The organism is Amycolatopsis mongoliensis (assembly GCF_030285665.1).
GTDB lineage: Bacteria > Actinomycetota > Actinomycetes > Mycobacteriales > Pseudonocardiaceae > Amycolatopsis > Amycolatopsis mongoliensis.
In genome coordinates, this window is the sequence record NZ_CP127295.1 from 2,683,700 (window position 1) to 2,705,464 (window position 21,765).

Here is a 21,765-nt window from a genome sequence, read left to right on the forward strand (position 1 = left end):
GGCAAAGCGGTTTTACCGGCCCAGGAACGCGTGCAGCGACTCCAGGGCGGTGTCCGGCTGGTCGGCGAAGAAGCCGTCGACGCCGGCCTTGAAGAACGCGGCCTCTTCGGCGAAGACGTCGCCGTAGGCGTCCGGCTCGGCCGAGGAGCGCAGGTTCGCCGGCAGGAACGGGTTTTCGTTCCGGAACGTGTACGGCTGCACCTTGAGGCCGGCCTGGTGCGCGTCCGCGACGATCGCCGTCGGCTTGGTCAGGTTCCCGGCCGCGTCCAGCGGGATGATCTGCCCCTTGTCCGGCCCGAGGTACTTCGCGTACTTCGCGACGTCACGCAGCCCCTGCGGAGTCACGATGTCCTTGTACGTACGCGGGTCGCCCTTCGCGACGAAGTCCGCCGGAGCGCCCGAAGCCGACGTCAGCTGCAGCAGCGGCGTCCGGACCTGCTTGTGCAGCGCGATCAGGTTCGACACCTCGAACGACTGGATGATCGCCGGCGCGTCCGGCCGGTCGAGGCCGTTGCGCTTGAGGATCGGCACGAGCTTCGGCTCGACCGGGTTGCCGATCGACTGGAAGAAGGTCGAGTGCTTGACCTCCGGGTAGGTGCCGAGCGTCCGGTGCAGCTCCTTGCCGAGCCGGTGAGTCAGGTCGAGCACCTCCTGGAAGGAGGCGATCCGGTAGCGCCCGTTGTACAGCGTGTTGTGCGGCCGGTTCACCGGGATCCGCTCGACCGCGCGCAGCGTCTTCAGCTCGGCCAGCGTGAAGTCCTGGGTGAACCAGCCGGTCGTCGAGACGCCGTCGATCACCAGTGTCTTCTTGCGGTTCGCGAACTCCGGGTGCTTCGCGACGTCGGTGGTCCCGCTGATCTCCGGCTCGTGCCGGGCGACGAGCTGGCCGTCCTTCGTGGGCACGAGGTCGACGTCGACGTAGTCCACGCCCATCCGGTAGGCGAGCTCGTACGAGGCGAGGGTGTGCTCCGGCCGGTACCCGGGCGCGCCGCGGTGTCCGATGATCACGGGGTCATCGTGGCCCCGCCCGTGCGCGGCCGCATCGGCGGACCCGGTTTCGGACGCGTTCGCGGACCCGACGGCCAGTCCGGTGACGCTCAGCAACGCCAGTCCGGCGAGTGCCAGTACGCCGACACGTTTGCGCTTCATCTGGTGACCTCTTTTCACACAGGGTGTGCCCTGACTACCCGCGCAACCCTCATCGCCGCAAGCGTCCGGCGGACGTATCCAGGCGAACACCTCGGTAAACGGCGCGTGGACTCCTGCTCGCGCCGCGGGGAGCCGGTGCGACGCGGCCGGATCGCAGGGGCGGCGGCCCGGACGTCGTGAATGACTCATTCATGTCGTCCGACGACATGAATGAGTCATTCACGACACCCCGGCCACGCCTTCGCACGGCACACCGGCTCCCGCGAGCCCCACCCGGCCGCGGCGGGCGGCCGGTCGGTGAACCGCGACCGACCCGGGACCCGGGCCGCCGGGGACGGCGAAATGTCCGCCGCGGATCCGGCCGGATACGCTGTGCGGCGTGCGCGTACTGGTAATCGGCTCCGGCGCCCGTGAGCATGCACTCGTCCTCGCGGCGTCCGGCGACCCCGCGGTCACCGCCCTGGCCTGCGCGCCCGGCAACGCCGGGACGGCCTCGATGGCCGAGCAGCTCGGCGTGGAGGCGGCCGACCCGGAAGCGGTCGCGTCGCTCGCGAAGAGCTGGCAGGCCGACCTGGTGGTGATCGGGCCCGAGGTCCCGCTCGTCGCCGGCGTCGCCGACGCCGTCCGCAAGGCGGGCATCGCCTGCTTCGGCCCCTCGGCCGCGGCGGCCCGCATCGAAGGCTCGAAGGCGTTCGCGAAGGACGTCATGGCCGCGGCGAACGTGCCGACCGCGCGCAGTGAGGTGGTCGACAACCCGGCCCGCCTCGACGCCGCGCTCGCCCGCTTCGGCCCGACCTGGGTGGTCAAGGACGACGGCCTCGCCGCGGGCAAGGGCGTCGTCGTCACGACCGACTACGACGTGGCGCGCAAGCACGCCATCATGCTGCTCGACGGCGGCCACCCGGTCCTCCTGGAGTCCTTTTTGGACGGTCCGGAGGCGTCGCTGTTCTGCTTCGTCGACGGCCACACCGTCGTGCCGCTGCTGCCCGCGCAGGACTTCAAGCGCGTCGGCGACGGCGACGCCGGCCCGAACACCGGCGGCATGGGCGCCTACGCACCCCTGCCCTGGGCGCCCGAGAACCTGGTCGACGACCTGGTCGAGCGGGTCGTCCAGCCGGTCGCCGACGAACTGGTCGCGCGCGACGCGTCGTTCTCCGGCCTGCTCTACGCCGGGCTCGCGCTGACGTCCGACGGCCCGCAGGTCATCGAGTTCAACTGCCGCTTCGGCGACCCGGAGACGCAGGTCGTGCTGGCCCTGCTGCGCACCCCGATCGCCGGCCTGATGCACGCCACCGCCACCGGCAAGCTCGCCGAGCACCCGCCGCTGGAGTGGGCCGGCGGCGCCGCGGTCACCGTCGTGATCGCCGCCGACGGCTACCCGGGCAAGCCGCGCACCGGCGACGTCATCACCGGGGCCGAGATCGAAGGCGTCCTGCACGCCGGCACGCGCCGCCGCGACGACGGCGCCGTGGTGTCCGCCGGCGGCCGCGTGCTGTCGGTCGTCGGCACCGGCAAGACGCTCAAGTCGGCGCGCAAGCACGCGTACGAGACCGTCGAGAAGGTCCATCTCGCGGGCTCCCACCACCGCACGGACATCGCGCTGAAGGCGGCGAACGGCGAGGTCGGCGCCCCGACGGTCAAGCAGCGCGCCTGATCCGGCCGACGGGGAACCGGCGGGGGACGAACTTCGTCCAAACTCAGCCTGCTGTCACACCCGGGTTGGTAGCCTCGACGGGAGTCGGCCGGTCACTGTCCGTATGACGTCAGGGGAGAGTATGTCAGGACCCTCGTACGACCTCAGCTCGGCCGTCCCCGTGGCGCCGGCGGCCGCGGACGTCCTGGTCCACCCGGACAAGCTGCTGGACGTCGCCCGGATCGTCGAAGAGCAGGCCAACTCCCTCGAAGACCAGCTGCTGACCAAGCTCGGGCAGCTGCGGATCGACGCGCCGTCGGCCGACGTCATCAGCACCCAGTCGATCGACGCCTGGAACACCTTGATCGCCGACGGCGACCGCTCCTACGCGGGCCAGGTCCGCGAGTACGTCGCCGGGCTGAAGCGCCTGGTCTCGCAGCTGCGCGACGCCGCCAAGGACTACCAGGTCAGCGAAGACGAGAAGGCGGCGGTGTTCGGTGACCGCGGCAAGCACGGTGCGTAGTCGGAAGGTGCGCATCGTCACCGGGGGCGTGCTCGCGACGGCGGCGCTCGCCGGCTGCTCGGCGGGCACCGAGGGCACGCCCTACCCGGTCGAGACGGCCGCGACCGCGGCGTCGCAGAGCGCCAAGGCGGCCCAGCTGCCGCAGCGACCGGCCGAGCTGACCCTGCAGGGCGTCAACCTGTGCGAGGTGTTCCCGCAGGTGCAGCTCGACGCCATGAAGATCACCAGCACGCCCCGGGAAGCTCCGCCGGAGGACGGCCCGACGTGCGTGTTCGACGCGGACGGCGCCGAGCCGGTGCACGCCTTCCACGTGCGCGCCGTCTCGGCGGACCTCGAGGAGTGGATCACCGGGGCCCGCAAGAAGAACAGCATGACCACCGAGCCGAAGACCATCGGCGGTTACCCGGCGCTGACGAACTACCGCGCGGCCGGCGACCCGGCCGACTGCGAGGCGCTCGTCGGCGTCGCGAGGGGCCAGACGCTGGCCGTCCAGACCTTCGCCATCACCCGCGGCGGGCTCACGCAGCCGCAGCTGTGCGACCTGTCGGTGCACGCCGCCGACGTCGCGCTGCAGACCTTGAAAGCACGCAACTAGGGAGGGCGCGTGGAATTCTCCGAGCTCGCGGCCGGCATCCAGAACCACCGGTTCGACGGCTGGACCAACACCGCGATCGCCGACCAGATCACGCGGATGGTCAACGGTGACGGCACCGGCAGCATCGGCACCGCTGTCGACGCGCTGAAGGCCGTCGCGACCGCCCTCGCCCACACCGACCAGACGCTGCGCGCACAGCTGCTCAAGCTCGGCGTCGAGTGGCAGAGCCAGGCCGGCGGTGCGGCCAGCCAGGTGCTGACCGAGCAGGCCGGGTTCTCCCAGGACGCGACGACGAAGGTCGCGCACGCCGCGGAAATGGTGTTCGAGCAGGGCGAGTCGTTCAACCGGACCAAGTACAAGCTCCCGGACGCCGAGACCGTCCGGAAGGGCGCGGGCGGCTACACCCTCACCGACGGCCTGCTGCTCAGCCTGATCGGCTTCGAGACCGACCACGCCCGGCAGGTCGAGGCCGCGAACGACGCCAAGGAACAGGCCAAGCAGGCGCTGAACGAGTACGCGCAGGAAAGCGGCACCAACCTGCTCTCGACGCAGTCGCTGTCCGACCCCGAGTCGCTGAAGCTGGCCGCTCCGGGCGTCACGCCGGGCGTGCTGGACGTCGCGGGCGCCGCCGTCGCGGTGACGCCGGACGGCAGCGTGAAGCCGGCCTCGGACAAGGTGCGGTCGGTGCACGTCGACCCGCCGGTGGTGCAGCCGGTGTCGCACACGGTGCACGCCGACCCGCCGACCCCGGTCTACGGCGTCGCGGCGCAGCAGCCGTCCCGGCCCGCCGCGCAGCCGCCCCGCCAGACCGGCGCGGGCGCCTCGCCCGCGCAGCACACGACGCCCGCATCGACGACGCCTTCGAGCGTGAAGCCGCCGACGTCGGCGCCCGGCCCCGGCTGGGTCAACGCGCCGGGCCGCGGCCCGTCCTCCGGCGACGCTTCCCACTTCTCGCCCGGCTTGACCACCGGGGGTGGCGGCGAGCAGTTCGTCCCGCCGGGTGCGCCCGGCACGCTGCCGCCCGGTTCGTCGCCGGCGACGGCGCCGATCAAGTCGCTCGGCGGGGGTTCGTCCAGCGGCTCGACCGGCATCGACAACTCGTTCGGCGGCGCCAACCGCGGTCCCGACGGACTGCTGGCGAAGGGCCGCACGGTCGGCGCGATGCCGCAGGCCCCGCTCCCGCCCGGCCAGTTCACGGCCGAACGCGGCTTCGTGCCGAAGCCCGGCGCGACGCCGGGCGAGATCGGCGCGGGCGCGGCGGCGGTCGGCGCGGGTGCGGCCGGCGGCGCGCTCAGCGGTGATCGCGAGCGCCAGCGGCGGGAGAAGGGCCAGGCGAAGGGCCCGGTGCGGCCGCTGCCGGTCGGCGAGCTGCCCGAGGAGGAGGCCGTCGCGCTGCGGAAGTCGGAGCAGATCAGCCCGAAGCAGCAGCCCGGCGAGGCGAAGTTCCTGTCCGAGGCGGCCCCGCAGGAGGACGACGCCGAGCACGTCCGCCGCTACGGCGTCGACGACCAGGACCTGTTCGCCGACCAGCGGATGGTTTCCCCCGACGTGATCGGCGACCACGGCGGGGATGTGCGCTGACCGTGTCGCTGGTGCTGTCCGCGCGCGAGTTCGACGTGCTCTGGGAGTCGTTGGGCCTGCCGCGCCGGCACGTCGCGCTGGACGTGCCGAGCGAAGGAACCACCCGCACCGAGCGGCGGGAAGTGATCGAGGCGGCGTGGGCGTCGCTGAGCGAGCGGCGCCTGGCCCGCAACGGCCGGGTGTCGGGTGAGGTGGCGGACCAGCTGCACCTGCTGGCCCGCCCGCAGTTCGGCATCGACGTGTGGGTGTGGGCCGAGCGCGAGATCCGCGGCCGCGCGGTGAGCGTCCGCAGCCAGGCGGTCCTGGCGGTGGTGGACCACGGCGAGGTCTGGCTGATCCCGGCCACGGAGGACGGCCTCCCGGAGGCGGCGGTCTCGGTGGCGGGCGATCTCGGGCCGGGCCTCGGCCAGACGGTGAGCATCCCGTATTCGGTGCTTCGCGAGGCCGACGCGGCCGCGAAAGGCGACGCGAAGGCGCTGGTCACGTCCCTGGAGGACCGGGGCGTCGAGCTGTTCCAGGCCCAGGAGCTGTCGGGCATGCTGCTGGGCCAGGAGGCCAGGGGCCAGTTCGGCGCGGAGCGGGTGGGCCGCGACGGAGTGGTCCACCGGGCGGGCCGGGTGGTGGCGTTCTTCGACACGGACGCGGGGCGCTACCTGTTCCAGGTGGTGCGGGACCGCGACGGCCGCGAGTGGGCGACGGTGACTCCGGCGGACAACGCCCTGCTGGCGACGAGGATCCGCGAACTGATGGCGGAGGCCTGAGCCCCGCCGGGTGGAACTTGGCGGAGATCCGTACCCGCGACTCGCGCGAAGTCATAAAGTAAGCGCGGGAACCGTCCTGGTCATGACGACGTCTGATCGGGCGGACACAAGTTTTCCGAAGGGGATGACGAACCGTGCCTGTCTACGACACCGACTCGATGGCCATCGCGGCCGGCCAGGTGGAGAAGCTGAAGGACGAGTTCGAGAAGTCCAAGCAGAAGGTCACCGGCCTGGACCACGAGCACGAAAGCCCCTTCGGCGGAATGGACGACAAGGGCGAAGCGCACAGCGCGGTCGGCAAGTTCAAGGACGGCGTGCACAGCCAGTTCGATGCCGCGGGCAAGCACATGGAGGCGCTGGGGTTCGCCATGCGCAAGGCTGCCGGCCTGATCACCGAGACCGACCAGGTCGGCGCGAGCGACCTCACGCTGCACGTGGACAAGTGACGGACTGAGCAGGGGGCACGAGAGTGGGCTTGAACGGGGTCGGCGCCGGAACGCCGGACAATTGGGACGCCTTCATGAAGAAGGTCGACCAGGTCGAAAAGGTCGATCTGCAGAAAATCACCGACGCGGCGACGCAGTTCCGCGAGGCGGGCAAGAATGCGGGCGACCACACCGCTTCGTTGAAGAATTCGACGGACGCGCTCAACGGCGGCGTGTGGGCCGGCCCGGCGGCGGACCAGTTCTTCCAGTACGTCCGCCAGGTGCGTGACGCCGGTACCAAGGTGCAGACCCACCTCGAGGACGTCGCCAAGGACCTCGAGACCCTGGGGACCAACCTCGCGGAGATCAAGCGCAAGGTCTCGGACAAGCAGAACTCCGCCGAGACCGCGGTCAACAACCGCAACACCCAGGCCGAGGCCGCCATCAAGCACGCGAAGGAGCTCGCCGCGGCGGCAGCCAAGGAAGACAAGCCGGCGCCGAGCCCGTCCGCCGACGAACTCCTCGCCCAGGCGAAGACGGACATCCACACCATCACCGCGGGCTTCGACGGTGACGTCGCCGCTTTGCAGACCGAGGCCGACACGCAGATCAAGGCTTCGCAGAAGCTGATGTCCCAGCAGATCGAGGGCGGCTACGACCAGGTCCCCCTGCCGAGCAGCACCCCCGCCGCGCCGAAGAGCACCGGCGGCATCCACAGCAACGGCTCCTCCCACCACGGCGGTGGCGGCGGAGGAGGCGGTGGTGGAGGCGGTGGCGGCCTCGGCCCCAGCGGCGGACCCCCGTCCTCGCCGCCCCCGGGCAACGTCCAGCAGTGGATCCAGGAGGCCATCAAGGCCCTCCAGGCCGCCGGCGTGCCGGTGACCGACGCCGACATCCCGAACATCTGGGCGATCATCCAGCACGAGTCGGGCGGGAATCCCAACGCCATCAACAACTGGGACTCCAACGCCGCCGCCGGGCACCCGTCCAAGGGGCTCATGCAGTGCATCGACTCGACGTTCAACGCCCACAAGCTGCCCGGCCACGACAACATCTACAACCCGGTCGACAACATCATCGCGGGCGTGCGCTACTCCTACGACCGCTACGGCGGCCTCGACAACGTGCCCGGCATCAAGGCCATGGCGCACGGCGGTGCCTACCGGGGGTACTAGAACTAGCCTGGCCTCATGGTCGACCTCGGAGCCTTCGCCGGGCCCGCGCTGCGTGCCGGCGTGCCGCCCTTCCACGTCATGGACGTCCTCTCCGCGGCGGGTGCCCGGCAGCGCAGCCACGGCGACCTCGTGTCGCTCGCAGCCGGGCAGCCTTCCGTGCCCGCGCCCAAGCCCGTCCTGGAGGCCGCGGAAAAGGCCCTGCGGAGCAGCACCCTCGGCTACACCGAGCAGCTCGGCGTCCCCGAGCTGCGCGAAGCCGTCGCGGGGCACTACAACGACCGCTACGACCTCGACGTCAGCGCGCAGGACGTCGTCCTGACCACCGGGTCGTCCGGGGGTTTCCTGCTCGCCTTCCTCAGCGCCTTCGACCCCGGCGCCAAGGTCGCGATGGCCCGGCCCGGCTACCCCGCCTACCGCAACCTGCTGTCCGTCCTCGGCTGCGAGGTCGTCGAGTTCGCCGCCACCGCCGAGACGAACTTCCAGCCCACCGTCGAGCTGCTCGGCGAGCTCGGCCCGATCGACGGCCTGATCGTCGCCAGCCCCAGCAACCCGACCGGCACCGTCCTGCCGCCCGGGGAGCTCGCCGCGATCAGCGGCTGGTGCTCGTCGCACGGCGTGCAGCTGATCAGCGACGAGATCTACCACGGCATCTCCTACGGCGCCGAGCTCGACTGCGCGTGGCAGTACGGCCGCGAGCCGCTCGTGCTCGGCAGCTTCTCGAAGTACTTCGCGATGACCGGCTGGCGGCTCGGCTGGATGCTCGTGCCGCAGCGCCTGCACCGCGCGGTCGACGTCCTGACCGGCAACTTCACCATCTGCCCGCCCGCGATTTCGCAGTACGCGGCGCTCGCCGCCTTCACACCGGAGGCGTACGCGGAGGCCGACGCGCACGTCGAGCGGTACCGCGCCAACCGTGACCGGCTCTTCGCGGGCCTGAAGGGCATCGGCCTCGACAAGCTCGCCCCCGCGGACGGCGCCTTCTACGCATACGCCGACGTCAGCGCGTACACCGAGGACAGCCTGAGCTGGTGCCAGCGGCTGCTCGCCGACACGGGCCTCGCCATCACCCCTGGCATCGACTTCGACCCGGTCGACGGCGGCAAGTACGTCCGGTTCTCCTTCGCCGGCAGCGCCGAGGACATCGACGAAGGCGTCCGCCGGCTGGGTGCGTGGCTCGGCCAGGGGGAACCCTGATTCATCCCTGAACGTTGGCCGGGCGAGGGGAGTTTCACCGCCGGAGATGGCACATTGGAGTCACCGGGCCGGTGGGGCCACGGAACACTTCGGAGGAAGCCATGTTCTGGAAGATCGTCGGCGGCCTGATCGTCGCCTGGGTGGCGTTCATGGTGCTGGGCGCCGTGATCGGCTTCGTGTTCAAGGCCGTCCTGTGGATCGCCATCATCGGCGGCATCGCCTTCCTCGGCGCGGCCGGCTACCGCGCGATCAGCGGCGGCAAGAGGGACCCGAGGCGCATCAACCGCTACTGAGTCATCCCGGGATCCGCGCCACGCCGCACAGCGACGTCCGGTTGACCGGCGTCAGCGGCGTCAGGCGCGGCCCGTCCGGCCACCACAGGTGTGGCGCGGTCGGCCCGGGCTCGAGCAGGTCGAGGCCGTCGAAGAACGACGCGATCTCGGCCCGCGTCCGGTAGAGCGTGTCGAGCCCGGTGCCGCTGAACCTCTTCTGCAGTGCCGTCGCGACGCCGGCGGCTTCGGAGCCATCGTCCGGTTGTGCTGGTGCAGCAGCACGAGAGGCACGACCCCGGCGCCATCGCCCCGACGTAGGACTTGACCACCTGCTGCGCCTGCTGGAAGTCCGTGATGTGGTGGATGACCGCGCACATCACGAGCGCGATCGACCTCGTAGTTGTCCTGCCCGCCCATCAGTGCGTCGAAGACGCGGGCGATGCTCGGCCGGTCGAAGTCGACACGGGCCGACGGTCGTTCGCTCGTCATGACGGCCTACCGGGGGTCTGGGGTGCCGTGCGGCCTGAGCCACCGGGGATCACTGCCGGTAGGCGGACGTGCGGTGCGGGTGAGGTCAGCTCAGCCAGGCCTGGGCCGCGTCGGCGCCGTTCCACACCTGCGCCTTGAGCCCCGCCGCCCGTGCGCCGTCCACATTGGATGGACGGTCGTCGAAGAACAGGCAGTCGGCAGGCTCCGCGCCGAGCTCGTCGAGCAGGAGGCGGAAGATCTTCGCGTCCGGCTTGACGCACCGGACGTCGCCCGAGAAGAGCGTCACGCGGAAGTGCCGGACCCACTCCTGCGCGCGGACCCATTCCCCGAACACCGCCGGCGCGTTCGACAGCAGCGCCAGCGACGCGCCGGCTTCGGACAGCGCTTCGACCAACGCCTGCGCGGCCGGTTCGAGGTGGGCCCAGCCCTCGACGTCGATGCGGGTCAGCTCGGCCGACAGCGCTTCGTCGACGGGCACGCCCAGTGCCTTGCCGACCGTCTGCCAGTACTCGAGCGGAGTGCTCCCGGCGTCGTAGGGAAGCCGGTGGTCCCAGTACGCCTTCTCGAACTCCGGCAGCGGCGCGCCCATCGCCGCGGCCAGGTCCGGGCGGGCCTGGCTCGGCTTGCTCAGCACGTCGCCGTAGTCGAACACGATCCAGTTCACGGTGCCCCCGGTACTCGTCACGCGCCGCTCTTGATCCGGCGCAAGGCTTCTTCGACGTCGGTCGCGCTCAGGTCCCGGTGCGTGACGAACCGGACCTTGCCCGCCATCGGCACCGCCCGGATCCCGAGCGAGTCGAGCCAGGCCAGCGCGGTCGGGATGTCGGGCACCTGGGCGAGCACGATGTTGGTGTCCGGCACGTTCGTCGGCCAGCCGTGCTCGGTCAGGCCCTCCGCGAGGCGCCGGGCGTTCTCGTGCGACTCCGCCAGCTCGGGGATGCGGTCCAGCGCGACCAGGCAGGCCGCGGCCAGGACGCCGCCCTGCCGGACGCCGCCGCCGAGCATCTGCCGCATCCGGCGGGCCCGCTCGACGAACGCGACGCTGCCCGCGACGACCGAGCCGACCGGCGCGCCGAGGCCCTTGCTGAAGCAGGCCGACACGGTGTCGACGCCGACGGTCAGCGCGGCGGGCGGTACCTCCAGCGCGACCGCGGCCTGCCACAGCCGGGCGCCGTCGAGGTGCACGGTCAGGCCGGCTTCCTTCGCGACGGACAGCAGCTGGGCGTGCTCGTCGGGCGGCGTCACCGCGCCACCGGCCGCGTTGTGCGTGTTCTCGAGGCAGAGCAGAGATGTCCGTAATGTGAAATATGGCCCGGGTTGTCCGATCGCGGCCGCGAGGGCGTCGGGCGAGGGGCGGCCCGGGCCGCCGTCGTGCTCCAGGATGTCCGGCATCCCGCCGGCCAGCCACGCCGCCGAGCCCAGCTCGCTGGACAGGACGTGGGCGCCCCGCGTGGCGAGGAACCGGTCGCCGCGCTGCAGGTGGAGGCTCAGTGCGACCAGGTTCGCCATGGTCCCGCTCGGCACCCAGAGGGCGGCCGGCATGCCCAGGACGTGCGCGGCGCGTTCCTCCAGCGCCTGGACCGTCGGGTCGCGCTCGAGGACGTTGTCACCGACCTCCGCGGACGCCATCGCCGCGCGCATCGTGTCATCCGGTCGGGTGACGGTGTCGGAACGGAAGTCCAGCGGCGTCGGCGTGAAGGTCACGGAGTGATCACATCACACTGACCGGACGGGGATCAATGAGCCCTCGGGTGGTCGAACCCACTTGGTCCGTGCAACCGTGGACGCCCCTGATTCCGTCCTACCCACCGACGACAACAGAGCGGAGCACGACAGCGCGTGGACCAGCGCGACGAGGAGGAGTTCGCGGAGTACTTCGCCGCCAGGCGGGACGCCGTGCGCCGGACCGCGTACATGCTCTGCGGCGACTGGCACCGGGCGGACGACCTCGCGCAGACGGCGTTCGTCGCGCTGCACCGGAGGTGGAAGAAGATCAGGGATCGCGCGGCGACCGACGCGTACGTCCGCAAGACGCTCGTCCGGGCGTCGATCGACGAATCGCGGCGTCCGTGGCGGCGCGAGTGGCAGACCGAGACGCTGCCGGAGCCGGCCGACGACACGCCGGGCCTCGACGAGCTCGTCGCGACCAGGGAAGACCTGCTCGCGGCGCTGAAGGAAGTGCCGCCCAAGCAGCGGGCGGTGCTGGTCATGCGGTTCTTCGAAGGGCTCGACGTGGCCGGCGCGGCGACGGCGCTGGGCTGCAGCGAAGGCAACGTCAAGAGCCAGACCGCGCGCGGGCTGGCGAACCTCAAGCAGGTGCTGGAACGGGAGGTGGAGACCAATGGATGAGCAGGAGCTGCGCTCGCTGTTCTCCGCCGCGCCCGGCGACGCACCCACCTCGACGTTCACGCAGGACGACGTCGTCCGCGAGTCCCGCCGCCAGACCGTGCGGCGCCGCAACCGGATCACCGCCGGGGTGAGCGCCGCGGCGCTGGTGGTCGTCGGCTTCGGCGCATACGGAGTGCTGTCCGGGGGTACCCCCGAGTCGCTGACCTCCGCGAGCGACGGCGCCATGTCCTCGCAATCCGGGCCGGGGTCGGGGCAACCCGGGCTGAGCCCGGCACGTCCAGAGATCGGTGGGGAGTCACCGAACTTCTCGTCCGAACCACCTCGGCAGGGAGGTGACCAGGGCGGGAAGACCGGCCAGCTGGCCGAAGGCGCCTCCGGGTGCGAACAGGTGGACGGGGAGCTCGCCATTGCCCTCGCTGGCGAGCTCCCCGGCCACGTCGCCGGTACCCCGGCCGTGCCGGGCGGCGCCTGTTCGACGGTGTCGCGGTCCGCCGGGTTCCCGGTTCCGGGCGGCGAGGTGTCCGTGGCGGTGTACCCGAAGGGCATTCCCGTCGTCTTCAAGTCCCAGCCGGCCGGCACGGTCACGGCCCAGGTGGCCACCGCGTCCGGCGGGTCGCTGGTGCTGGTCAGCGTGCCCTCGTCCGGAGCGACGGCGCCTTACGCGAGTCAGGTCGACGCGTTCGCGCACGCTCTCGCGCCCCGCTTCTGAGCCCGGGTCCGCCCGGTTGGCAGAATGACCGGTCATGACCGCTGCGACCACCCCGAAAGGGGAACGACGGCGCGCCGCGCTCGTCGAGGCCGCCGCGAAGCTGCTCGTCGAGGGCGGGTTCGACGCCGTCCGGCACCGGGCGGTCGCCGAGCGCGCGGGGCTGCCGCTCGCGTCGACGACGTACTACTTCGACTCACTGGAAGAGCTGGTCACCGCCGCCGTCGAGCACCACTCGAACGCCGAGCTGGAGACGGGCCGCCGCCGGCTGGAGGAGCTGGCGACCCGCAACCGCGGCGTCCAGGCGACCGTCGAGCTGGTGCTGGAGATGCTGCTGGGGCCCGAGACCGACGACCCGGAGGCCGACGCGGAAGCGGTGCTGCTGCGGTACGAGCGGCTGGTCGCGACCGGCCGCCGTCCGTACCTGCGGCCCCTGATGCGGACGTTGTCGGCGCAGCTCAACGAGCTGCTGACGGAGATCTTCGCCCGCTCGGGCACACCCGTCAGCGAAGCGGACCTGGAACGGCTGGTGGCGCTGGTCGACGGCGCCGTCGTCAACGCCCTGATCGCGGTCGACCCGGCCCCGCGCGCGGCGGCGTCCCGGATGCTGCAGAACGCACTCGACGGCACCTGACCATTACTGTCGTGCAGGTGGATCTGAACCTGCTGACCGCCTTGGACGCGTTGCTGGAGGAGAACTCCGTGCAGGCGGCCGCCGACCGGCTGCACCTCACGCCGCCCGCGATGAGCCGCACGCTGGCGCGGATCCGGGCGACGACCGGTGACGACATCCTGGTGCGCACCGGCCGGACGATGACCTGATTCAAATGCAATCTACTTAATCGACGAGTTACCGCCGTGCACTTGTCTTACGCCTTCCGCTGCGCCTTCGCCAGGTCGTCGCGGGACTTCGTGACGAGCGCCAGCATCGCCTGCTCGGCCGCCACGGGATCGCCGGCCACGATCGCGTCGAACACCTTCCGGTGGCTCGGCACCGGGTCCTCCGCCGCCGACGCCCCGTGCACCAGCTTGTCGCGCTCGGCGAGCCCGATCGCGATGACCCGTTCCATCCGCATCAGGAAGTTGTTGTGGGTGGCGCCCATCAGCCGCCGGTGGAAGGCGAGGTCGGCCTGGACGCTCGCCTCGGCGTCGTCGGCCGCGGCCATGTCGGCCAGCGCCTCCCGCAGCGACTCGAGGTCCTCCTCGGACGCCCGCTCGGCCGCGATCCGCGCCGCCGCGGGCTCGACGACCGTGCGGACCTCGGTGAGCTCGTCGAGCAGGCCCGGGTCGTCGGCCGCCGCGGTCTGCCAGCGCATGACGTCGGTGTCGAGCATGTTCCACTTCTCGCGCGGCTGGACGAACGTGCCGCGCTTCTGCCGGGCGTCGATCATCCCCTTCGCGGCCAGCACTTTCAGCGCCTCGCGCAGCGCGGTCAGGCTGATGTCGAGCTCTTCGCGCAGCGCCGGCAGGTCCAGAACGGTGCCCTCGCCCCACTCGTCGGAGAGGATCCGGCTGGCCAGTGCCTCCACGGTCTGGCCGTGCAACCCGCGTGGCCGGTGTTCGGTCAATGGAGGGCCCTCTCAGCTGGCAGGTCGTGATGGGAGTCATCCTACGCCGCCCGCGAAGTCGTCATAAATTATGAATACATCTTGACACCGGCGGCCCCCGGTTGCACTCTTTGGCAGCAGTCACGCCCGTGCGGGCACCAAGACAGCGCATCCAGACAAAGGGGTCACGACATGACGAGTGCAGGCCTGTCCCGCCGTCGTTTCCTGCGCAACGCGAGCCTGGCCGGGCTGGGCGCCGTCGGCTCGGGCAGCTTCCTCGCCGCCTGCGCCACCTCCGCGAACTCCGGCCCGGTCAAGCAGGCCGCCGGCGCGGTCACCGTCCAGTCGAACCTGTCCTCGCCCGAGGCGAAGAAGGCGATCGAAGCGCTGGCCCAGGCGTTCGGCGCGAAGGGTGGCGCGACGGCGACCGTCAACACCGTCGCGTCGGAGACCTTCCGCACCCAGCTGCCCAGCTACCTCACCGCGGCCACCCCGCCGGACACCTACACGTGGTACCCGGGTTCGCTGCTGTCCGGCTACGCGCGCAAGGGCCTGCTGCTCGACGTCGGCGACGTCTGGCAGACCATGGGCGACTACAGCGCCGCGTTCCGCGCGCTCTCCGGCGACGGCGCCGGGCACCAGGTCTTCATCCCCACGTCCTACTACTGGTGGGGCTTCTTCTACCGGAAGTCGAACTTCGCGAAGTGGGGCGTGCAGCCGCCGACGAACTGGAGCGAGTTCCTCGCACTGTGCGAAACCCTGAAGGGCAAGGGAATCGCGCCGATCGGGCTCGGCGCGGGCGGCAACACGCCGTGGACCGCGTCCGCCTGGTTCGACTACCTGAACATCCGGATCAACGGCGCGCCCTTCCACCGCGAGCTGCTCGCGGGCAAGCAGCGCTTCGACGACCCGCGCGTCAAGAAGATCTTCGACCCGTGGCGCCAGGCCCTGCCCTACTTCGACCCGAACGGCACGGCGATCGCGTTCCAGGACGCCACGACCGTGCTGCTGCAGGGCCGCACCGGCATGGTGCTGACCGGCACGTTCTTCGCCGACGCCGCACCGAAGGACGCGCTCGACGACCTCGACTTCTTCCAGTTCCCGATCCTCGACCCGGCGGTGCCGGTGGCCGAGGAGGGCCCGACCGACGGCTTCTTCGCCAGCGCGCGCACCCCGCACGTCGCCGAGGTCAAGGAATGGTTCAAGTACGTCGCCACGGCCGAGGCGCAGGAGCTCTACATCAAGAACTCCTCCGGCACGGTGCTGCCGACCAACCCGAGCGCCAAGGACAACGGCACGCCGCTGGTCCAAAAGGGACGGAAGCTGCTCACCGACGCCAAGGAGATCACGCAGTTCTTCAACCGGGACTCCTCCGACGCGCTGCAGCCGACCGCCGACGCCGCGCTGATCCGGTTCATCCAGAAGCCGAACGAGCTCGACTCGATCCTGCGCGACTGGCAGACCGCCGCGCAGAAGGTCTGGCAGTCCTGAGATGGCGGTGCTGACCGCGAAGAGGCCCGACACGGCGTTCCTGGCCGCGAAACGCCGTCGCCGCCGGGTCTCACCCGTGCTGCTCGCGTTCGTCCTGGTGCCGCTCGTCGTCGAGGGGTTCTGGGTGTTCTGGCCCGCCCTGCAGGGTTTCTACCTGGCGCTGACGAACTGGGACGGCGTCTCGGCGCCCACGTTCGTCGGCCTGGGGAACTTCGCCGAGATGTTCTCCGACGACATCTTCAAGACCGCGGCACTGGACACGGTGATCTGGCTCGTCCTCTTCGGCGGTCTCTCGGCCGTCGGCGGGCTCGCGCTGGCGACGTTGCTGCAGAAGGAACGGCGCGGCGTCGGGTTCTACCGGGCCGCGCTGTTCACGCCGGTGGTGTTCTCGCTGGTCGCGACGTCGCTGATCTGGCAGGTGATCTACCAGCCGGACGGCGTCGTCAACAAGCTGCTCGGCGCGGTCGGGCTCGGCAGCTGGCAGCACTCGTGGCTCGCCGACCCGAAGACGGCGCTGTACGCGGTGCTCGTCCCGGCGCTGTGGCGGCAGCTCGGGTACGTCATGGTGCTGTACCTGGCCGGCCTCAAGGGCATCGACCCGGCGCTGTACGAAGCGGCCAAACTGGACGGCGCCACGGCGTGGCAGCAGTTCCGCAACGTGACGTGGCCGCAGCTGCGCAGCGTCAACTCCGTGGTCCTGTCGGTGATCATCATCGACTCGCTGCGCTCCTTCGACGTCGTGTGGTCGATGACGAAGGGTGGGCCGTACCACTCGTCCGAGCTGCTCAGCACGTACATGTATGCGACGGCGTTCCAGTCGCTGCGGCTCGGTTACGCGTCCGCGCTGGCCGTGGTGATCTTCGTGCTCGCGTTCGGCGTGATCGTGACCTACCTCGTGCGCGCTTTCCGGGAGGACTCGTGAGGAGGACGCGGACGTTCGGGTTCCACCTGCTCGCGGGCGGGCTCTCGGTGCTGTGGCTGCTGCCGATCCTGCTGGTGCTGACGACGAGCGTCCGGACGTTCTCCGACATCGCGTCGAACGGCCTCGGCGTGCTGCCCGCGTCGTTCTCGCTGGACGGCTTCGGGCAGGCGTGGGGCGAGGGTGGCGGCGGGCACGCGATGCTGAACAGCCTGCTCGTGACCATCCCGACGGTGCTGCTCGCGCTGCTGCTCAGCTCGGCGGCGGCGTTCGCGCTGAGCCGGTACGAGATCCCGTTCCGCCGCACGATCATCCTGGTGATGCTGGCGGGAAACCTGCTGCCGCCGCAGATCCTGCTCGTGCCGGTGGCGAAGCTGGCCGAACTGCTGGGCATCTACGACACGCTGACGGCGCTGATCGTCGTGCAGGTCGGGTTCGGGCTCGGGTTCTACACGTTCGTGCTGCAGGGGTTCATGCGGTCGATCCCGGGCGAGATCCAGCAGGCGGCGCTGATCGACGGCGCCGGCGTCGCGCAGATCTTCTGGCGGATCATCCTGCCGATGACCCGCCCGGCGCTGGCGGCGCTCGGCGCGCTCGCGTTCACCTGGACGTTCAACGACCTGCTGTGGTCGATCACCGTGCTGCGCACCGGGACGGTGATGCCGGTGACGCCGGCGCTGCTCGGCCTGCAGGGCCAATACGTGTCCAACTGGAACGTGGTCGCGGCCGGCTCGGTGATCGCCGCCGTGCCGACGGTCGCGGTGTTCCTGCGGTTCCAGAAGCACTTCATCTCCGGACTCGCGATCGGGGCGATCAAGTGACGTGGACAGTGTCCATGGAGTCGACTTCGTACACCGTGGCCTTGGAGCCCGGCCGGCGGTGGCTGGAGCTGGTGGCGTGGGGGCCGTCCGGGATCGAGGACGGGCCTTCGGTGTTCGCGAACGCGGGCTCGGTGCACTTCATCACCGAGGCCGACGCGGCGCCGGTGGAGTACGCGCCACGGGGCCTGCGCCCCTTTCCGGCGCCGATGTGTCCGTGCGGGGCGGTTCGTGGTGGCGCTTCGACGGCGCTTCTTCGGACGCTGACCTGCGCGTGTCCTTCGTGGACGAGCTGACCGGGCTGCGCGCGGTGCTCTGCTACCGGCCGGTGCCCGGAACGGACGTGCTCACCCGGTGGGTCGAGTTCGAGAACACGGGTGCGTCGACGCTGGAGTTCGACCGGCTGGGCTCGGCGGGCGTGTGCGTGCCGACGGTGGCCGGTGCCCGCCTGACGTACCTGACCGGCCAGTGGTCGCAGGAGTTCACGCGAAGGTCCGTTGCGCTGCCCGCGGGCGGGTTCCGGATGGAGAGCCGGTTCGGCGTGCCGGGCCACGCGCACGTGCCGTGGCTGGCCGTGCAGGACGCTTCCGGAGGGCCGGCCTTCGGCGTGTCGCTGGAGTGGCCGGGCTCGTGGTCGATCGAGGCCGATGTCGAGCCTTCGGGGCTGACGCGCATCCGGGCCGGGCGGCTGCCCTCGCCGGGGCCGGTCCTGCTGGAACCCGGTGCCTCCCTCGCGACCCCGCCGGTCGCCTTGGCGTCCAGTGTGGACGGTCTGGCGGGGCTGGCGTCGGTGTGGCACGACTACGACCGGGTGCTGGCGGGCGGGCGCTGGCGGCGCCCGCGTCCGGTGCTCTACAACTCCTGGGAAGCCACCGGGTTCGACGTCCGGAGCGCGCACCAGCTGGAGCTGGCGAAGCGGGCGGCCGACCTCGGCGTCGAGCTGTTCGTGGTGGACGACGGCTGGTTCACCGGCCGCGACGACGACACCGGCGGCCTCGGTGACTGGACCCCGGCGGAGGAGTCGTTCGGCGCGTTCGTCGACTCGGTGCGGGACCTGGGCCTGGAGTTCGGCCTGTGGGTCGAGCCGGAGGCGGTCAGCCCGAAGTCGCGGTTGTACGCTTCGCACCCGGACTGGGTGTACCGGATCGACGGGCGCCCGCTGACGCTGATCCGCAACCAACTCCTGCTGGACCTGGGCCTGCCCGAGGTCGTCGCCTTCGTCAAGTCCACACTGGACTCACTGCTTTCGGCGTACCCGATCTCGTACCTGAAGTGGGACATGAACCGCCCGCCGACCGAGCGCGGCCGCCCGGGCTCGCCGTTCGCGGACCTGGACGCCGAGCACGTGGCGGGCTACTTGTCGGTGCTGGACCACCTGCGTTCGGCGCACCCCCACGTGACGATCGAGGCGTGCGCGGGCGGCGGCGGCCGGACCGACCTGGCCACGGTGGCCCGCACGGACGTGGTGTGGCCGAGCGACAACACCGGGCCGTTGGATCGGCTGGCGATCCAGGACGGGTTCCTGCTGATGCACGCGCCGCACCTGATGAGCTCGTGGGTGACGGACTCCCCGGGGGTGTTCGACCCGCGGTCCCGGTCGCTGCGGTTCCGTTTCGTGACGGCGATGGCGGGAGTGCTCGGGATCGGCGCGGACCTTTCGCGCTGGACTGACGCCCAGCACTCCGAAGCGGCTTCGCTGGTGGCGCTGTACAAGCAGATCCGCTCAGTGGTGCACCACGGCACGGCCCGGGTCCTCCACGGCCCCGCCGAACCGACGGCGGCGACGCAGTACACGTCCGAGGACGGCGACACGGTGGTCGTGCTGGCGTGGAGCACGGGTCAGCTGACCGGGGCACCGCTGGTGCCCGGCCGATCGTCCCGGGTGCGGCTTCCGGTGTGCCCGGAGTCGTCCTATGTGGACTCTTCCGGGACGCGCTACTCGGGAGCGCACCTGAAGCACGCGGGCCTCCCGTTCGACTGGACCGCGGACCACGACGCGGACGTCGTGGTCCTGCGTCGGGAGCCGTGAAGGAGCCTTTACAGCTTTATACTGCGGCGGATCTGGTTGACGTAGGCAGGCACGACTCTCCGGATGGCTGCTTCATCGGCATCGCCGGCAAGGGCGGCGACTGCCATGCGGACTCCTGGTGTGTCAGAACCGCCGAACTGTTGTTGCAGGTACCACAGCCCCTTCGCGGCAACTCCGCCGACCCGGTCGTTCGCGAGTGCTGATTCAAACCCCGCGACTATTTGGCGTGGCTCGATTTTGAGCATGACCCGGTAGACGTCTGCCGCGTCCTTATCGCTGAGTCTGGCGGGTTTGATTGCTTGCCGGCTCAGTCGATCGTGGATCTTGTACGCCTTGGCGACGAGCAATGCCACCGGACCAGCCACGTTGACGGTGATCGCGCGGAGGTCCTGGCTCTCCAGCGCGGTGATGGTCAAGGGTGATCGATCGACTGCAGCAACTTCCAGTCCTGGCACTTTCTTGGCGGTTTTGGGGTCGTGCGGTGGAATGCGCGCGCTGCGTCTACCTTGGTTTGGTGCCAGTGTCTCGCCGACCAGCAGGTCGAGTTCGACAGGGACCGGCTCGTCCGTCCCGGTCACGACCTCGAGGCGGCGCCACAGGCCGGGCTGGTTCGCGTCCATAAGCTCGAAGCCGGCGTCGCGAAGGGCTCGTTCGATCAACGGTTCGTCGACCAGGAGCAGGGGATCGAGGCTGAGGTCGCCGTCGGACGTGAACGCGGATGTCGTCAGGGGCACATCGGGCGTACGCAGGTACACCGCCTGGGCACCGACCACGGTGACAGCAGGCAACTGGGTCGCGAGAGCGGTCAGGCCGTCCAGTAGTACCCGGCGGGCCACGACATTGAGCTGTTGATCATCGACGTTTCCTGGTTTCTTCGACATCTCTTCCCGCCTCGATAAAGGGGGACAGTAACGTGTCGCACCAGCCGGGTGCATCACCGATTCAGGCGAAGTCGCCAGCTTTCGTCGTCGGCGAGCACCGCGAGAATCGTCTCGCCCTCGGCAGGCATCCGGCCGGTGCCGGCGAGGCAGTCCAGTACGAGCTGGCTATAGCCGACCTGCGCAACACCGTCGACGATGCGGTAGCGGTCGAACACAGCGGTGTCCGGGGCTCGGAGCAGGAGCACGTCCGCGTGTTCGTCCACGCGGATCAGTCCAAGCTGTTCCTGCCATTCGTCGATTGAGTGAGGCAGGTGGTCGACGTACAGCATCAGCTGACCTCCGACCGTGCGTGGCGCGATCGTTCGGGCCGCGTACGATCCGGTCACCGCGATGTTCGAATTCCCCGACAACGGGGGTGGGACGTTTCGCAACCTGTCGAGCACGGCTACCGCTCCGCTGGGTGCGACCATCTGCTCGTGGTTTCCGGGACGTAGCAAGGTGTACGCGTCGGCTCTGGCTCGGAGGAGTTCGGGCCAGCGAACCTCGACGATGTCACGCCCTTCTCGCTGGATCAGCAACTGGTCTTCCAGCTGTCCGAGCAGCCGCGAGACCCATGGTGCGCTCACGTTCGCCTGGGTCACGATCTCGCTCGCGCGGTACGGGGGCAGGTAGTCGGCGAGGAAGCGGACGATACGGCCGGCGCGTGGCCCGGCGAGAGTCACGTTCCGCGTCGAAGATTCCTTGCTCGGTGCTCTGGAGGCCCCTTGAGTGTGGAATCGGATCGCGGGGTAGGTGATCGCCAACGACACATTCCCCGTCAGATCTAGATAAGCGATGTCGTGCTCGCGCAGTACCTCCTGCGTACGAGGGCTGAGCCAAGGTGCGATGACGAGCAATGCGACTCGGGACTGCGCTTGCCGCAGCACGGTGATCATGGGGACTGTCTTGTTCAGGACGTCGCGTGGGCTCAGCGGCTTGTTGGGCACCTCGACGAGCAGTTCGGTGTAGGGGCTGCTGTCCGGCGGCGTTATCTGAACTCTGGCGTCGAACACGGCAGAGGGCAGCGATGAACGTTCGTTTGTGAGTTGAGTCACTTTCCAGCCGTGCCCCAGCAGCTGCTCAAGCGCGGCCAGCCCGGTTGCGAGTATCTCGCTAGGGTCCTGAGCTGCACTTCTCTTCTCGATCACGAACCAAGTGTGACACGTAGTGGTCGGTAAAGCGAGGCAAA

At 70.3% G+C, this 21,765-nt stretch carries 25 protein-coding genes and 2 pseudogenes; 18 read left to right on the forward strand and 9 right to left on the reverse strand.

Annotation, left to right across the window (positions count from 1 at the left end):
- Nucleotides 1–12: 12 nt before the first annotated feature.
- The gene (locus QRX60_RS13000; RefSeq protein WP_286001034.1) at nt 13–1,149 is read right to left on the reverse strand and encodes a glycerophosphodiester phosphodiesterase; all 1,137 of its coding nucleotides are present in this window, start codon (nt 1,147–1,149) and stop codon (nt 13–15) included.
- Nucleotides 1,150–1,528: 379 nt separating this feature from the next.
- Between QRX60_RS13000 and purD the strand changes: the two genes are divergently transcribed.
- From purD to QRX60_RS13045, 9 genes are all read left to right on the forward strand, one after another.
- The gene (gene purD, locus QRX60_RS13005) at nt 1,529–2,803 is read left to right on the forward strand and encodes a phosphoribosylamine--glycine ligase (protein ID WP_286001035.1); all 1,275 of its coding nucleotides are present in this window, start codon (nt 1,529–1,531) and stop codon (nt 2,801–2,803) included.
- Nucleotides 2,804–2,924: 121 nt separating this feature from the next.
- Complete coding sequence (locus QRX60_RS13010; RefSeq protein WP_286001036.1) at nt 2,925–3,305, forward strand: hypothetical protein; 381 nt, start codon at nt 2,925–2,927, stop codon at nt 3,303–3,305.
- 28 nt (nt 3,306–3,333) lie between these two features.
- Nucleotides 3,334–3,900, forward strand: coding sequence for a DUF3558 domain-containing protein (locus QRX60_RS13015; protein WP_286003577.1), 567 nt, complete (start codon nt 3,334–3,336; stop codon nt 3,898–3,900).
- A gap of 9 nt (nt 3,901–3,909) precedes the next feature.
- Nucleotides 3,910–5,481: a hypothetical protein gene (locus QRX60_RS13020; RefSeq protein WP_286001037.1), complete on the forward strand. Its 1,572-nt coding sequence runs from the start codon at nt 3,910–3,912 to the stop codon at nt 5,479–5,481.
- 2 nt (nt 5,482–5,483) lie between these two features.
- Nucleotides 5,484–6,242 carry an ESX secretion-associated protein EspG gene (locus QRX60_RS13025; RefSeq protein ID WP_286001038.1) on the forward strand — a complete coding sequence of 253 codons (759 nt, stop codon included), beginning with the start codon at nt 5,484–5,486 and terminating at the stop codon, nt 6,240–6,242.
- A 134-nt stretch (nt 6,243–6,376) separates the two neighbouring features.
- Entirely contained in the window at nt 6,377–6,688 is a 312-nt protein-coding gene (locus tag QRX60_RS13030; RefSeq protein WP_286001039.1) for a hypothetical protein, read from the forward strand.
- Nucleotides 6,689–6,762: 74 nt separating this feature from the next.
- Nucleotides 6,763–7,842, forward strand: a complete 1,080-nt coding sequence (locus QRX60_RS13035; RefSeq protein ID WP_286001040.1) for a transglycosylase SLT domain-containing protein — start codon at nt 6,763–6,765, stop codon at nt 7,840–7,842.
- Between the two features lie 15 nt (nt 7,843–7,857).
- Complete coding sequence (locus tag QRX60_RS13040) at nt 7,858–9,036, forward strand: pyridoxal phosphate-dependent aminotransferase (protein ID WP_286001041.1); 1,179 nt, start codon at nt 7,858–7,860, stop codon at nt 9,034–9,036.
- A 101-nt stretch (nt 9,037–9,137) separates the two neighbouring features.
- Entirely contained in the window at nt 9,138–9,329 is a 192-nt protein-coding gene (locus QRX60_RS13045) for a hypothetical protein (protein WP_286001042.1), read from the forward strand.
- A 1-nt stretch (nt 9,330) separates the two neighbouring features.
- Here the strand turns inward: QRX60_RS13045 and QRX60_RS13050 are convergent, their stop codons facing one another.
- The 5 genes and pseudogenes from QRX60_RS13050 to QRX60_RS13065 all read right to left on the reverse strand — a co-directional run bounded on the left by QRX60_RS13050 (nt 9,331) and on the right by QRX60_RS13065 (nt 11,501).
- Nucleotides 9,331–9,531: an SAM-dependent methyltransferase gene (locus tag QRX60_RS13050; RefSeq protein WP_332845855.1), complete on the reverse strand. Its 201-nt coding sequence runs from the start codon at nt 9,529–9,531 to the stop codon at nt 9,331–9,333.
- A gap of 49 nt (nt 9,532–9,580) precedes the next feature.
- Nucleotides 9,581–9,685 (reverse strand): annotated as a pseudogene (locus QRX60_RS51575) (hypothetical protein); the annotation flags it as partial.
- A gap of 49 nt (nt 9,686–9,734) precedes the next feature.
- Nucleotides 9,735–9,797: pseudogene (locus QRX60_RS13055) on the reverse strand (hypothetical protein); the annotation flags it as partial.
- 85 nt (nt 9,798–9,882) lie between these two features.
- On the reverse strand, nt 9,883–10,461 hold the full coding sequence (locus QRX60_RS13060; RefSeq protein ID WP_286003579.1) for an HAD family hydrolase: 579 nt from the start codon (nt 10,459–10,461) through the stop codon (nt 9,883–9,885).
- 17 nt (nt 10,462–10,478) lie between these two features.
- The gene (locus QRX60_RS13065) at nt 10,479–11,501 is read right to left on the reverse strand and encodes a threonine aldolase family protein (protein WP_286001043.1); all 1,023 of its coding nucleotides are present in this window, start codon (nt 11,499–11,501) and stop codon (nt 10,479–10,481) included.
- Nucleotides 11,502–11,636: 135 nt separating this feature from the next.
- On the opposite strand from QRX60_RS13065, the gene QRX60_RS13070 reads away from it, so the two are divergent.
- From QRX60_RS13070 to QRX60_RS13085, 4 genes are read left to right on the forward strand one after another with little or no spacing between them, the layout of a single operon-like run.
- Nucleotides 11,637–12,146 (forward strand): SigE family RNA polymerase sigma factor, encoded by a 510-nt coding sequence (locus QRX60_RS13070; RefSeq protein ID WP_286001044.1) that lies wholly within the window; start codon nt 11,637–11,639, stop codon nt 12,144–12,146.
- The gene (locus QRX60_RS13075; protein ID WP_286001045.1) at nt 12,139–12,855 is read left to right on the forward strand and encodes a hypothetical protein; all 717 of its coding nucleotides are present in this window, start codon (nt 12,139–12,141) and stop codon (nt 12,853–12,855) included. Before QRX60_RS13070 ends, QRX60_RS13075 begins: the two co-directional genes overlap by 8 nt.
- A gap of 34 nt (nt 12,856–12,889) precedes the next feature.
- Nucleotides 12,890–13,486, forward strand: coding sequence for a TetR/AcrR family transcriptional regulator (locus QRX60_RS13080; RefSeq protein ID WP_286001046.1), 597 nt, complete (start codon nt 12,890–12,892; stop codon nt 13,484–13,486).
- A gap of 11 nt (nt 13,487–13,497) precedes the next feature.
- Complete coding sequence (locus QRX60_RS13085) at nt 13,498–13,674, forward strand: helix-turn-helix domain-containing protein (RefSeq protein WP_408630230.1); 177 nt, start codon at nt 13,498–13,500, stop codon at nt 13,672–13,674.
- Between the two features lie 47 nt (nt 13,675–13,721).
- Here QRX60_RS13085 and QRX60_RS13090 read toward each other — a convergent pair whose 3' ends face one another.
- Complete coding sequence (locus QRX60_RS13090) at nt 13,722–14,420, reverse strand: FadR/GntR family transcriptional regulator (RefSeq protein ID WP_286001047.1); 699 nt, start codon at nt 14,418–14,420, stop codon at nt 13,722–13,724.
- Between the two features lie 171 nt (nt 14,421–14,591).
- Between QRX60_RS13090 and QRX60_RS13095 the strand changes: the two genes are divergently transcribed.
- Genes QRX60_RS13095 through QRX60_RS13115 form a run of 5 tightly spaced genes read left to right on the forward strand, consistent with a single transcriptional unit; the run spans nt 14,592 to nt 19,656 of the window.
- Nucleotides 14,592–15,890 carry an ABC transporter substrate-binding protein gene (locus tag QRX60_RS13095; RefSeq protein ID WP_286001048.1) on the forward strand — a complete coding sequence of 433 codons (1,299 nt, stop codon included), beginning with the start codon at nt 14,592–14,594 and terminating at the stop codon, nt 15,888–15,890.
- A 1-nt stretch (nt 15,891) separates the two neighbouring features.
- On the forward strand, nt 15,892–16,812 hold the full coding sequence (locus QRX60_RS13100; protein WP_286001049.1) for a carbohydrate ABC transporter permease: 921 nt from the start codon (nt 15,892–15,894) through the stop codon (nt 16,810–16,812).
- Nucleotides 16,809–17,630 carry a carbohydrate ABC transporter permease gene (locus QRX60_RS13105; RefSeq protein ID WP_286001050.1) on the forward strand — a complete coding sequence of 274 codons (822 nt, stop codon included), beginning with the start codon at nt 16,809–16,811 and terminating at the stop codon, nt 17,628–17,630. The genes QRX60_RS13100 and QRX60_RS13105 overlap by 4 nt, the downstream gene beginning before the upstream one ends.
- A gap of 14 nt (nt 17,631–17,644) precedes the next feature.
- On the forward strand, nt 17,645–17,923 hold the full coding sequence (locus tag QRX60_RS13110; RefSeq protein ID WP_286001051.1) for a hypothetical protein: 279 nt from the start codon (nt 17,645–17,647) through the stop codon (nt 17,921–17,923).
- Nucleotides 17,902–19,656: an alpha-galactosidase gene (locus QRX60_RS13115; protein WP_286001052.1), complete on the forward strand. Its 1,755-nt coding sequence runs from the start codon at nt 17,902–17,904 to the stop codon at nt 19,654–19,656. Before QRX60_RS13110 ends, QRX60_RS13115 begins: the two co-directional genes overlap by 22 nt.
- 8 nt (nt 19,657–19,664) lie before the next feature.
- On the opposite strand, the gene QRX60_RS13120 is transcribed toward QRX60_RS13115, so the two are convergent.
- Together QRX60_RS13120 and QRX60_RS13125 are read right to left on the reverse strand one after the other, a co-directional pair.
- Nucleotides 19,665–20,537 (reverse strand): hypothetical protein, encoded by an 873-nt coding sequence (locus QRX60_RS13120; RefSeq protein ID WP_286001053.1) that lies wholly within the window; start codon nt 20,535–20,537, stop codon nt 19,665–19,667.
- A gap of 53 nt (nt 20,538–20,590) precedes the next feature.
- Nucleotides 20,591–21,724, reverse strand: a complete 1,134-nt coding sequence (locus QRX60_RS13125) for a hypothetical protein (RefSeq protein ID WP_286001054.1) — start codon at nt 21,722–21,724, stop codon at nt 20,591–20,593.
- Nucleotides 21,725–21,765: the final 41 nt, after the last annotated feature.